Source organism: Providencia sp. LY12, assembly GCF_057621555.1.
This window is the reverse complement of the sequence record NZ_CM172594.1, coordinates 110204-123640: the sequence shown is the minus strand read 5'-3', so window position 1 is coordinate 123640 and position 13437 is coordinate 110204. Positions and strand designations below refer to the sequence as shown.

11 protein-coding genes are annotated in these 13437 nt (G+C 43.7%); 5 read left to right on the top strand and 6 right to left on the bottom strand.

From position 1 onward, the window contains the following. Window positions 1-97 precede the first annotated feature (97 nt). A complete protein-coding gene (gene prlC / locus ACY3ZI_RS00530; protein WP_487375800.1) occupies window positions 98-2140 on the top strand; it encodes an oligopeptidase A in 2043 nt (680 codons plus the stop codon). Continuing rightward, the gene (rsmJ, locus tag ACY3ZI_RS00525) at window positions 2133-2903 is read left to right on the top strand and encodes a 16S rRNA (guanine(1516)-N(2))-methyltransferase RsmJ (protein WP_487375799.1); all 771 of its coding nucleotides are present in this window, start codon (window positions 2133-2135) and stop codon (window positions 2901-2903) included. Before prlC ends, rsmJ begins: the two co-directional genes overlap by 8 nt. Before the next feature lie 83 nt (window positions 2904-2986). Here the strand turns inward: rsmJ and gdhA are convergent, their stop codons facing one another. Together gdhA and uspA are read right to left on the bottom strand one after the other, a co-directional pair. Continuing rightward, on the bottom strand, window positions 2987-4321 hold the full coding sequence (gdhA, locus tag ACY3ZI_RS00520) for an NADP-specific glutamate dehydrogenase (RefSeq protein ID WP_154627298.1): 1335 nt from the start codon (window positions 4319-4321) through the stop codon (window positions 2987-2989). 268 nt (window positions 4322-4589) lie between these two features. Beyond that, window positions 4590-5024: a universal stress protein UspA gene (uspA, locus tag ACY3ZI_RS00515; protein ID WP_036950081.1), complete on the bottom strand. Its 435-nt coding sequence runs from the start codon at window positions 5022-5024 to the stop codon at window positions 4590-4592. Between the two features lie 433 nt (window positions 5025-5457). Between uspA and uspB the strand changes: the two genes are divergently transcribed. Beyond that, window positions 5458-5793 carry a universal stress protein UspB gene (uspB, locus tag ACY3ZI_RS00510; protein WP_036950083.1) on the top strand — a complete coding sequence of 112 codons (336 nt, stop codon included), beginning with the start codon at window positions 5458-5460 and terminating at the stop codon, window positions 5791-5793. 99 nt (window positions 5794-5892) lie between these two features. Here the strand turns inward: uspB and pitA are convergent, their stop codons facing one another. After that, entirely contained in the window at window positions 5893-7380 is a 1488-nt protein-coding gene (pitA, locus tag ACY3ZI_RS00505; protein WP_036950148.1) for an inorganic phosphate transporter PitA, read from the bottom strand. A gap of 378 nt (window positions 7381-7758) precedes the next feature. Between pitA and ACY3ZI_RS00500 the strand changes: the two genes are divergently transcribed. Both ACY3ZI_RS00500 and ACY3ZI_RS00495 read left to right on the top strand, forming a co-directional pair. Further along, on the top strand, window positions 7759-8955 hold the full coding sequence (locus tag ACY3ZI_RS00500) for a BaiN/RdsA family NAD(P)/FAD-dependent oxidoreductase (RefSeq protein WP_487375798.1): 1197 nt from the start codon (window positions 7759-7761) through the stop codon (window positions 8953-8955). 483 nt (window positions 8956-9438) lie between these two features. After that, window positions 9439-10137, top strand: coding sequence for a pirin family protein (locus ACY3ZI_RS00495; RefSeq protein WP_211887970.1), 699 nt, complete (start codon window positions 9439-9441; stop codon window positions 10135-10137). A 100-nt stretch (window positions 10138-10237) separates the two neighbouring features. Here ACY3ZI_RS00495 and pckA read toward each other — a convergent pair whose 3' ends face one another. From pckA to hslR, 3 genes are all read right to left on the bottom strand, one after another. Beyond that, window positions 10238-11857 (bottom strand): phosphoenolpyruvate carboxykinase (ATP), encoded by a 1620-nt coding sequence (gene pckA / locus ACY3ZI_RS00490; protein ID WP_036950089.1) that lies wholly within the window; start codon window positions 11855-11857, stop codon window positions 10238-10240. A gap of 203 nt (window positions 11858-12060) precedes the next feature. Then, window positions 12061-12933, bottom strand: coding sequence for an Hsp33 family molecular chaperone HslO (hslO, locus tag ACY3ZI_RS00485; RefSeq protein ID WP_211887971.1), 873 nt, complete (start codon window positions 12931-12933; stop codon window positions 12061-12063). A gap of 28 nt (window positions 12934-12961) precedes the next feature. After that, complete coding sequence (hslR, locus tag ACY3ZI_RS00480; protein ID WP_211887972.1) at window positions 12962-13402, bottom strand: ribosome-associated heat shock protein Hsp15; 441 nt, start codon at window positions 13400-13402, stop codon at window positions 12962-12964. Window positions 13403-13437: the final 35 nt, after the last annotated feature.

Sequence of the window (13437 nt, the reverse complement as noted above, 5' to 3'; positions counted from 1 at the left end):
CGCTGATTTCACAAATAGTCACCCCGCCAACACTTTCATTGTCAGCACAGTAAGCCTTGGCTCCCGAGCGCAAGCCTGCATTCAAGGATGTTTTTTTATGACAAACTCATTATTAGCCGATTCCGCATTACCCCGTTTTGAACATATTGAACCTGCACATATTTTCCCGGCAGTTGAGCATGTTTTAGGCGAATATCGCCAAACCGTTGAAAATATTCTGGCAGCCAACAGCCACTATACTTGGGACAACCTGTGCCAACCATTAGAAGAAGCGAGCGATAAACTCTCCCGCGTTTGGTCCCCAGTAAGCCATCTGCATTCTGTTAAAAATAGCCCTGAACTACGTGAAGCTTATGAGCAATGCCTCCCATTACTGTCCGAATTCAGTACATGGATGGGACAACATGAGCCACTGTATCAAGCTTATAAATCCCTCAAAGAAGACGCTGGATTTAATCAATTAAGCCAAGCTCAACGTAAATCTATTGAGAATACCCTGCGTGATTTTGAGCTGTCCGGTATTGGTTTACCTGCTGAAAAACAGCAACGTTATGGTGAAATCGTCGCACGTTTATCGGAGATCGCCTCTAAGTTTGGTAACAACGTCCTAGATTCCACAATGGGTTGGTCAAAACTCATTAAAAATGAAAGCGAACTGGCAGGTATGCCAGAAAGCGCCATCGCCGCAGCAAAAGCCATGGCGGAATCTAAAGGTGAAGAAGGTTATTTACTGACTTTAGATATGCCAAGCTACCTGCCAGTCATGACCTACGCCGATAATGCAGAGCTACGCCGCGAAATGAGCTATGCCTATAGCACTCGCGCCTCAGACCAAGGCCCTAATGCAGGTAAATGGGATAACAGCGAACTTATCGATGAGTTAATGGCGTTACGCCATGAACTGGCTCAACTGCTTGGTTTTAAAAACTTTGCCGAAAAATCCCTCGCCACCAAAATGGCAGAATCCCCTGAGCAAGTTTTAGGTTTCCTGAATGATTTAGCTAACCGCGCTCATCAGCAAGGTAAAGAAGAACTCGCGGAACTGACCGCATTCGCGAAAGAAAATTATGGTGTTGAAACCCTCGAATCTTGGGATTTAGCCTATTACAGCGAAAAACAAAAACAGCATAAATTCTCACTTAATGATGAGCAATTACGCCCTTATTTCCCAGAGCAGCGCGTATTAAATGGGCTGTTTGAAGTGGTTCACCGTATTTATGGTTTAACGGCTAAAGAACGCCATGATGTTGAAACTTGGCACAATGATGTCCGTTTCTTCGAGCTGTATGATGATACTAATACCCTGCGCGGTAGCTTCTATCTCGATTTATATGCTCGCGAGCACAAACGCGGCGGTGCATGGATGGATGATTGCGTGGGCCGTATGGTGCATAAAGATGGTGCGCTGCAAAATCCTGTGGCTTATTTAACTTGTAACTTTAATAAGCCGCTAGGGGATAAGCCTGCTTTATTTACCCACGATGAAGTCATCACCCTGTTCCACGAATTTGGTCATGGTCTGCACCATATGCTGACCCAGGTTGATGTGGCCGATGTGGCGGGTATCAATGGGGTTCCATGGGATGCCGTTGAATTACCAAGCCAATTTATGGAGAACTGGTGCTGGGAACCTGAAGCCCTTGAGTTTATCTCTGGTCACTATGAAACTGGTGAATCCTTACCAGCCGATATGCTACAAAGCATGTTAGCCGCGAAAAACTACCAGTCGGCGATGTTTGTACTGCGCCAGCTTGAGTTTGGTCTGTTTGATTTCACCTTACACGCGGAATATGACCCAGCAAAAGGCGCGCAAGTGATGCCAACGCTGTACGCCATCAAAGAAAAAGTTGCCGTGGTACCATCACCAAAATGGGGACGTTTCCCGCACGCATTTAGTCACATTTTTGCCGGCGGCTACGCAGCGGGTTATTACAGCTATTTATGGGCGGATGTGTTGGCTGCTGATGCGTTCTCTCGCTTCTCTGAAGAAGGCATTTTTAATCGCCAAACTGGCCAGTCCTTCCTCGACAATATTTTAAGTCGCGGGGGTTCTGAAGCGCCTATGGTACTGTTCGAGCGTTTCCGTGGTCGTAAACCAGAGTTAGATGCGATGTTGAAGAGCTACGGTATTCATGGCTGATAAGATTGCTATCCAATTAATCTGTGAAGAGGGTGCCGATATCGGTACCCTCAACCAACTTGCTGAAAAATGGCAACTCACACATACACCTGACGCCTTGATGGCATTGGTGTTGACCCCCGAAAACCTGCAATTACGCAAAATGGATGAGCCCAAATTAGGCGGTATCTTTGTGGATTTTGTCTCGGGCGCGATGGCACATCGCCGTAAATTTGGTGGTGGACGCGGTGAGGCGGTTGCTAAAGCGGTGGGGATCAAAAAAGAGTATCTGCCCGATGTGATTGATGCGACAGCAGGTTTAGGGCGCGATGCTTTTGTACTGGCGGCTTTGGGCTGTAAAGTGCGAATGTTAGAGCGTCATCCAGTGGTAGCTGCACTGCTTGATGATGGTTTACAACGTGGTTATCAAGACCTTGAAATTGGGGAATGGCTACAATCACGCATGTCATTGATCCACGCATCGAGCATTACGGCATTAGCCGAAATTACTGAAGCGCCGGACGTGATTTATCTCGACCCGATGTACCCACATCGGCAAAAAAGTGCATTAGTGAAAAAAGAGATGCGGGTGTTTCAGTCATTGGTCGGGGCTGATGATGATGCAGATTCTTTACTGGCACCAGCCATTGCGCTGGCAAAACGCCGTGTTGTGGTTAAGCGACCGGATTACGCCGAACCGCTTGCGGGGCAAAAAGCACCTTCAGCAGTCACAACCAAAAGCCATCGATTTGATATCTATCCCTGTATTAAACACAGCGGTTAAAACGTAACGGCGAAGGGCGTTTGTACGGTTTATCACAGACAAACTTGCACGACCGCCCTTTCGCTTACGTTTTGAGTTAAACCTTACACAACGCCTTGTGCAAACATAGCGTCAGCGACTTTAACAAAGCCAGCAATGTTCGCGCCTTGGACGTAGTTGGTTTGTTTGGCTTCGCCACCGAATTCAACACAGTGGTGGTGAATGTCCAACATGATGTGGTGTAAACGCGTATCCACTTTTTCTGCTTTCCAGCTTAAGCGTGCTGCGTTCTGCGCCATTTCCAGACCGGAAGTTGCAACACCGCCAGCGTTAGCTGCTTTACCAGGAGCAAATAGAACACCTGCTTCAAGGAATAGCTCAGTTGCAGGAATAGTGGTTGGCATGTTTGCGCCTTCCGCGACAGCTTTAACGCCGTTTTGGATCAGCACTTTAGCCGCTTCTACATCCAGTTCGTTCTGTGTTGCACATGGCAGTGCGATATCCACTGGAACGCCCCAAGGTTGTTTACCCGCTAAGTAAGTTAAACCAAACTCTTTCGCGTATTCTTCAACACGACCGTAGTTGTTTTTAATAGCTTCTAAGCGTGCAAGTTTTTCAGGGGTGAAACCGGCTTCATCCACGACAGTACCGCTAGAGTCGGATGCAGTAACGACTTTTGCACCTAATTCCATACATTTTTCAATGGTGTACTGAGCAACGTTACCCGAACCTGAAACAGCCACTCGCATGCCTTCAAAACCTAAACCGTGGCGTTTGAGCATCGCGTCAGTGAAGTAAACAAGACCGTAACCGGTTGCTTCTGGACGAATTAAGCTACCACCAAATGACAGACCTTTACCGGTGAAAACGCAAGAGGTGTCATTAGACAGTTTTTTCATCATCCCAGTCATAAAACCAACTTCACGACCGCCTACACCGATATCACCAGCAGGAACGTCAGTATCAGCCCCTAAGTGGCGATAAAGTTCTGTCATTAATGCTTGGCAGAAACGCATCACTTCACCATGGCTTTTTCCTTTAGGATCAAAGTCAGAACCGCCTTTTGCTCCGCCCATTGGTAGGGTTGTGAGTGCATTTTTGAGGGTTTGTTCGAAACCTAAGAATTTCAGGATGGATAAGTTAACGGATGGGTGGAAACGCATGCCGCCTTTGAATGGACCAATCGCAGAGCTAAATTGAACACGCCATGCGCGGTTAACTTGTACCTTGCCTTGATCGTCCATCCAACATACGCGGAACTGGATCACTCTTTCTGGCTCAACGAAGCGTTCGAGAAGTGCTTGATCGCGATATTTTGAATTTTGTTCAATGAAAGGCCAAAGAGAAGTGAATACTTCACGCACTGCTTGTAGGAATTCAGGCTGTGAAGGATCTCTTTTTTGGACAGACTCCAAGAATGAAGATAGTGTTTGCGCCATCTTTGTCTTCCTTTTTCAATGTGGATATTGTTGTGAGGTGCCTCACTATTTCTTATCTTTTTTTTTAGGAAATGTGAGGTCGATTTGTGTTTGCCTATTGAATATATCATTAGTTTATATTCTCAATTCAAGGTTTTTTTTTACTCATTTGAAAAAAAAATTGCTTGACCTGCCAATCACTCCCTTCAGACGATTATTTTGTCACAAAAAAAACGCCTGCATACGCAGGCGTTTTCAGTGAATAATATTTCAATTTACCTGTGACGAATTATTCTTCTTCGTCATTCAGTGGCACAATCAGCATATCCACATGAACGGTATTGATTAACTGGCGAGCCGAAGACATCAGCTTGCTCCAGAAATCTTGGTGATGTCCGCAAACAACTAAGTCCATATCGTATTTTTTGATAGCATCCACTAACACCTGACCTAAATCACCACTACCGCTAAGGGTTTCTTGGATGTCATAACCCGCACCTGCGGAAAGGTCTCTTAGTGAATTACGAGTTTCGTCAGTGATGCGTTGTTGCATATCACCTAAATTCACATCGATAAGGCCGGTGTACAGATCCGAGTAATTAACATCAACATGGATCATAGAGACTTTGGCTCCGTACGGTTTCGCCATAGAAACTGCTTTATCCAGTAAAACTTTACTTTCAGGTGATAAATCAACCGCGACAAGAATATGTTTATAAGCCATAAGTAAACTCCTTCCAAATGCTGATTTAACTGGTGGTTAACGACGTTCACCAATATCTTATGAATATACTATACCTGCTAATCGCGATAACTAAGTGTCGTTTTGATCACATCTAGCAGATTAATTTTTAAGGATTAGAAGACAGAACATTTGATAAAACAATAACATCATTCATTCAATATTAATATATATCGGTTCAAAATTCGAATTACCGCAATGCCAGTAAGTGTAATCAACAATCTGTAAATTAACAGTTTATGATGCCCACTTTTTTGAAGTCAAAATTTGAACCATCTGCACTTTTTTTAAGCAATGAATTGTGTTTAAGTAACGACATGCCCTACAATGAAAATAAATGATGTTAGTGCAATATTTTGGCGGTATTTCCTTTAGTGACAACGGGGCAATTTAGGTTCGTTCTAAGGAGGGGATTATGTTCAGTGTAATTGCATTATTTTGGGCACTCTGCATTTTGTGCATCTTAAATATGATGCGCTATTTTTCTTCTATTCGCGTTTTATTATCTATTCTGAGGGATTCGGATCCTCTACTTTATCAATCCGTTGATGGTAATGGCTTTTTCACGACTCACGGCCAGCTTAACAAGCAATTACGCCTTGTCCGCTATATCAATACCAAACAATATCTTGAGCACTACGATCCTGATGTGATATTCCGTTGTGAACGTATTCGCAAGCAGTTTATGTTGATCAGCCGATTAAGCATTTTAGTCGTTGTGAGTTTGGTCTATATGGTGATAGCCAATTAACCTCACGTTTGTTATCCCCTTTATTCAAGGCAAAAAAATAGTGATGACCGGAAACCGATCATCACTATTCTAGAATGCTTTTGTCTTATCTAACGTTGATTAGATAATCTTCAACGCAATCCAGTACAGTACACCAGACAGAATGATGGAAACAGGAAGCGTCAGTAACCATGCAAGCGCAATGCTCTTAATCGTTTTACTCTGAACACCACCACCATCAACCACCATCGTACCCGCTACCGCAGAAGAGAGAACTTGGGTTGTTGAAACAGGCATACCTGTATAACTTGCCACACCGATAGATACCGCCGCAGTGACCTGAGCCGATACGCCTTGTGCGTAAGTCATACCTTTCTTACCGATTTTCTCACCGATAGTCACCGCAACACGCTGCCAACCGAACATGGTACCCAGTGCCAGTGCTAACGCAACGGCAACGATAATCCATAACGGTGCATACTCAACTGTATACAGCAGGTCATTACTCAGCTTTTTCAGTAAGCTCGCATCTTTTGCGCTAGTTTCTGGTAACTTCGCCACGGCATTCGCAGTATCGGAGATACACATTAACAGGCGACGAGTTTGGTTGCGCTGGTCAGGTGTTAACTCATCATAGCTCTGAATGCCGCTGAGCATCTTCTGAGCTTGATTTAAGATAATTGGCGTACGCGAACTGTCACAATGGAACTCGCCTTCTTCTGGCTTGTTCTCCGCCATCATAGGCGTATTTTCAATTGCGTGGTTTAAGGCTGGTTTATGTGTTTCATAGTATTGTTGCAGATGAACCACCGCATCATGTGTTCTCGCGATATCATAACCGTTTGAATTCATGTTAACGACGAAGCCTGCTGGTGCAACACCAATTAACACCAGCATAATCAGACCGATACCTTTTTGCCCATCATTCGCGCCGTGAGAGAAGCTCACGCCGACAGCAGACAGGATCAATGCAGTACGCGTCCAAAATGGTGGTTTGCGTTTACCATCTTTCTTCTCACGCTCAGCTGGCGTTAAGTGAATACGGCGACGTTTTTTCGTTCCGCTCCAATAACGGCGTAACATGAAAATCATCAGTCCTGCAATCACAAAACCGATAGCCGGAGAAAGAATTAAGGACATGAAAATACTGATCATTTTAGGAATATTCAGCGCATCAACCACCGATGTATCAGTCACTATCGCATTGGTTAAACCAACACCGATAATGGCACCGATCAGCGTGTGAGAACTTGATGCTGGAATACCTAAATACCAGGTTCCAAGGTTCCAGATGATAGCAGCCAGTAGCAATGAAAAGACCATTGCAAGGCCGTGAGCAGAGCTCACGTTAAGGAGAAGGTCTGTTGGTAAAAGATGAACAATGGCATATGCCACGCTCAGCCCTCCCAGCAAGACACCGAAAAAGTTAAATACCCCGGCCATGACAACCGCGAACTGAGCGCGCATTGCTCGGGTGTAAATCACCGTTGCGACCGCGTTAGCAGTATCATGGAATCCGTTAATCGCCTCATAGAACAGCACAAATAACAGTGCTAGAACTAACAATAGACCTGTGTAAAATTCTAAACCTGTAAAAAGATGTAGCATAGACGTTAAGCCATTATTGGTTGGACATGAACGCGGCGCATTATCAGTGACAAACGCTAGCGGTGGAAGCGAAATCTGACCTTTTTTTGATTTAAATACCAATCAAAAAATCATCAAATACAAACTATCCCTTTAATATCATCCAGTTACCACAATTAAAGTTATTCTGAATTTTTGAAACTTTTTTTATGATAATTTGTGAAAATCTGGGGGAAATAGTCTTTTTTCGCGATTTTTCCTAATTATAATACGTCTACCATACTTTTCATTAATTCTTCGATGATCCGCTGCATTACAACCTACGTTAAATCGCGTAAAATAGCGGCACAAATATTCGTAATTACGATAAAAATCAAATATATATAGAGAACCCTGATTGTGAGAAATATTGACGTTATTATTTTAGGTGCAGGCGCGGCCGGATTATTTTGCGCTTCACTCGCTGGTAAGCGCGGTTTAAATACCCTTGTACTGGATAACGGTAAAAAATTAGGGCGTAAAATTTTGATGTCCGGCGGTGGACGCTGTAATTTCACCAATATGTACGCCGATCACAATAACTATCTCTCGACTAACCCTCATTTTTGTAAGTCAGCACTTGCTCGCTATACACAATGGGATTTTATTGAGCTTGTTGGCAAATATCAGATTCCTTATCACGAAAAGACCCTAGGACAGCTATTTTGCGATAATAGTGCGCAAGATATCGTCGATATGCTGAAAAGTGAGTGTGATCAGCCCAATGTCACTATCAAGCTACGCAGTGAAGTCACCCAAGTCGACAAAACGGATGACGGCTATGTTGTCACGGTGAACGGAGATCAAGTAAATACTCACTTATTGGTGGTTGCAACTGGCGGACTTTCAATGCCAGGCTTAGGAGCAACTCCGTTTGGTTATCGACTTGCCGAGCAATTTGGGCACAGCATCATCCCTACCCGTGCTGCACTCGTTCCTTTTACCTTACACAAACCTCTACTTGAGGCACTGCAAGCCCTTTCCGGGGTTTCCGTGGCGGCAACCGTCACATCCGCCAGCGGTGTGCTATTTAAAGAAAATATCCTGTTCACCCACAGGGGGCTATCAGGCCCGGCAATTTTACAAATTTCGAATTACTGGCAACCCGGCGAGTATGTGAGTATTAACTTACTTCCAGAGCTTTCATTGGGGGAATTTCTGACCAATGAGAAACAACAGCGCCCTAATCAATCACTCAGAAATACCTTAGCGACACTGTTACCTAAACGCTTAATTGAGATCTTACAACAACTTGGACAGATTCCAGATTGTCCACTCAAGCAACTCACCCACGCACAGATTGACGCTCTCGATGACTTATTGCATAACTGGCAAGTACAACCCAACGGCACAGAGGGTTATCGTACTGCGGAAGTCACCCTTGGCGGCGTTGATACCCATGAAATTTCATCCAAAACCATGGAATCGCTCAAGTCTCCCGGACTTTATTTTATTGGCGAAGTGATGGATGTGACGGGTTGGTTAGGGGGATACAATTTCCAATGGGCGTGGAGTTCCGCTTCTGCTTGTGCAGAAAACTTACCCCATCAAGCTTAATCGTACACACTTTTATGAAATTATTTAATCCATTGAAAAATAATGGATATTATTTAATTTCAACCAAATCAGGCAGTTGAGCATTGAGTTTAAATAAATCTAAAATTGGTTAAAAATAACTCTTTACAAACGATAGTGATAACTATTATCATTATCACATCTTCCGCAGGCGACTTAACTTAGTCAGTCTCTTGTAGGAGGTACGACATTGCTCACATTGCTTCCAGTGTTTACTTTAGCCAGCGTATGCTGGCTATTTTTTTATCTACCCCTCGCTATTGATGCACATATTCTCACCCGCCCAAACTTACCATTTCATACCGTAAATCATCTTGGTGATACCCCAGAATCTTATTCAAATTTTTTGGATCCTATGGTTAATACCGCCTACTTTTCTCTTTCTACAATTTGGCTAAACTGTCATCAACAAGTTAAGCAAGAGCCCAATGAAAATTGGATATCCGCTTTTAAGGAGATGACTCAATGATCTATTTACGCCAAGCAAATGAACGTGGACACGCAAACCACGGTTGGCTGGACAGCTGGCACACTTTCTCGTTCGCTAACTATTACGATGAAAAATTTATGGGTTTCTCAGCGTTAAGAGTCATCAATGAAGACTACATCGCTGCGGGACAAGGGTTTGGTACTCACCCTCATAAAGACATGGAAATATTAACCTACGTGCTGGATGGTGCCGTTGAGCACAAAGACAGCATGGGCAATATGGAACAGATCCCTGCGGGTGAGTTCCAAATCATGAGCGCGGGAACAGGTGTTCGTCACTCTGAATACAACCCAAGCAATGAAAAAGAGCTGCGTTTATATCAAATCTGGATCATTCCAGATAAAAATGGCATCGAACCACGTTACGAGCAAAAACGCTTTGATTCGACAAGTGGTAAGCAATTGGTGTTATCACCAGATGCACGCGATGGTTCGCTCAAAGTTAACCAAGACATGACCTTATGGCGCTGGGCATTGCCAGCTAATGAGCAAAGCACCTATGACATCGCAGAAAAACGCGTTGTTTGGATCCAAGTCGTTAAAGGCAACATTGAAGTTAATGGGCAGAAAGCAACGACTAGCGATGGTTTAGCCATTTGGCAAGAAAATCAACTAACGATAAAAGCTGATGAAGACAGTGAAATTTTAGTTTTTGACTTGCCTGCTGCGGAATAACTTTTCAGGTAAGTAAACGCTAACACCAATGGGAAAGGCTCTACACGATGATGTTATCTTCAATCGTTGTAGAGCCTTTTTTTATCTGTACTACCCGAAATTACAGTTTAGGACCGGCTTTAACCAGTGCTGCACCTGCTGGGGTATCCGTGTACTTATCGAAGTTTTTCACGAAACGATCCGCTAAGTCTTTAGATTTTTCATCCCACTGAGATTTATCAGCGTAAGTATTACGTGGGTCAAGGATATTAGTATCCACACCCGGTAATGCTGTTGGGACTTCTAAATCAAACACTGGCAGCTTGATGGTATCCGCTTTTTCGATATCGCCACTTAAGATTGCATCGATGATTGCACGCGTATCTTTAATAGAGATACGTTTGCCTGTACCGTTCCAACCAGTATTGACTAAGTATGCTTTCGCGCCTGCGGCTTCCATACGCTTCACTAATACTTCCGCGTATTGAGTTGGGTGCAGAGATAAGAATGCTGCGCCGAAACATGCAGAGAATGTTGGAGTTGGTTCAGTCACACCACGCTCTGTACCTGCTAACTTCGCCGTGAAACCAGACAGGAAGTGGTACTGAGTTTGTTCTGGCGTTAAGCGAGAAACTGGTGGTAACACACCGAATGCATCTGCCGTTAGGAAGATAACTTTTGTCGCATGACCCGCTTTAGAAACTGGTTTTACGATGTTTTCGATGTGATAGATAGGGTAAGAAACACGCGTGTTCTCAGTTTTAGAACCGTCATTGAAATCAACTGAACCGTCAGCCAATACCATGACGTTTTCTAATAACGCATCACGTTTGATGGCGCCATAGATGTCTGGCTCAGCTTCTTTAGACAGGTTGATAGTCTTCGCGTAGCAACCGCCTTCGAAGTTGAATACACCGTCATCATCCCAACCATGCTCATCATCACCAATTAACTTACGTTTTGGATCTGTAGACAATGTGGTTTTACCTGTACCAGACAGGCCGAAGAAAATTGCAACGTCGCCTTTTTCACCAACGTTTGCAGAGCAGTGCATTGATGCGATGCCTTTTAATGGCAGCAGGTAGTTCATCATAGAGAACATACCTTTCTTCATTTCGCCGCCGTACCAAGAACCGCCGATTAACTGCATACGCTCAGTTAAGTTGAAAGCAACAAAGTTTTCTGAGTTCAGACCTTGCTCTTTCCAATTCGGGTTTGTGCATTTTGCACCGTTCATCACGATAAAGTCTGGTTCAAAACCCACTAACTCTTCATCAGATGGACGAATGAACATGTTTTTCACGAAGTGAGCTTGCCATGCAACCTCAGTGATAAAACGGACTTTCAGACGAGTATCTGCGTTCGCACCACAGAATGCATCCACAACAAACAAACGTTTGCCTGATAGCTGCTCAGTCACTAAGTGTTTCAGGCTGCTCCAAACCTCTTGGCTCATTGGTTTGTTATCGTTTTTACCTTTACCTTGGTCAGCCCACCAAACGGTATCACGGGTGACATCATCGCGAACGATATATTTATCTTTTGGGGAACGTCCTGTAAAAATACCGGTATCAACAGCAACAGCACCTAATGTAGTAACGGTACCGCGTTCATAACCTTCAAGACCTGGCTTGGTTTCTTCCTGAAATAACAGCTCATAACTTGGGTTATAAACAACTTCAGCGACGTCATGAATGCCGTACTTTTCGAGATCCTTCAGGGTAATGCTTTTAGCGCTCATTATATTGCTCCTGGTAAACATAGCTATTCTGCCGACGATCATAAATCTTTACGACTAATTAACAGCGATAGTTATCAAAGAATTGAAAATGTATAATTTTTTTTAATTCATAATGAGACTTAGAGCACGTTATAATCCTTTAAAATTATAAAAAAAGGGTGCAAAATTGCACCCTCGTCACATAATTAGGTTGCTAAATCGTATCAGTGAAGTTGCTGATTTTGCTCATTATTTAACCCGACGATATCGGATTCAATAAATACATAGTGCGAGCCACAATATTCACACTCCATATCAATTTTCCCATCTTTGTGCAAAATATCCATAACATCTTCATGGGTTAATGTCGCTAAAGACGCTTCACAACGTTCACGTGAACAAGTGCAACGGAACTCAACAGATTGCGGGTCATACAGCGTGACATCTTCTTCATGATACAGACGATGAAGTACCTCTTTCACATCTAATTCGCTAAGCTCTTTGCCTTTGATAGTCGCAGTCAGTTGCACTAAGTGATCAAAAAACTCGTGGCTAGTCTCTCCTGCAGCAGGTAAAACTTGCAGCAACATCCCGCCAGCAATCGCTTTGCCATCTTGTTCACTAACACGGATAAACAGGCGGGTTGGTAACTGTTCAGATTGGCGGAAATAGGCATCAATGCTCTCTTCAATGCTGTTGCCTTCAATCGCCACAATACCTTGATAACGCTCACCTTGTTTTGGTGTAATCGTGATAACAATAAATCCGTTACCAATCATTTGCTGTAACGTACTTCCCGCGACAACAGGACCCTCAACACGAGCAACGCCGCGCATTTGTTGTAGGTTATTACCATTAATCACAGCTAACTTAACGGGGCCATCACCTTGGATTTGAACGGTAATATCACCATCAAATTTTAAGGTAGCAGTAAGTAAGCTGGTCGCAACCAGCAGTTCGCCCAGCAGCATTTTGACGGCTTCTGGGTAATCATGATTTTCTAGAATATGATGAAAAGTCTCATCGACAGTAATCATTTCTCCACGTACCGCATGCTGTTCGAACAGGAAACGGTGGAGTTGGTCTTGTTTAGCCATAATTTCTCTCTATTACTCAGGCAGTCTATTAAGACGATTCATGGGAATTCGTGTGTTTAAATTTTAGCAGAGTCCGACGCTCTTTTTTATCGGGACGTCTGTCAGGATGTGGCATCGTGAGTGCATTCATCTTACGCGCCATCGCCATCTTTTCACGTTGTTCAAGGCTTTCTACGGTTTCACGGTAGAGTAATTGAGCTTCTGGTGCGCCTTTACGTTGATTGCTGATCTCGAGTACTTCGATAATCCGCTCATCATTTCCTTGACGTACTTTTATCATCGCACCCAGTTCAACAATTTTGCCCGGCTTACTTCTTTGCCCATTGTAATGGACTTTTCCGCCATCAATCATCTCACGAGCAATTGAACGTGTTTTATAAAAACGTGCAACCCATAGCCATTTATCAAGGCGAACTTGTTCAGCGGATGATGGCTTTGTTGAAGATTGATTTATCGATAACGGCTTCATGGTGCCTCCTCACACTTAGTTTGAATGCCAAACCA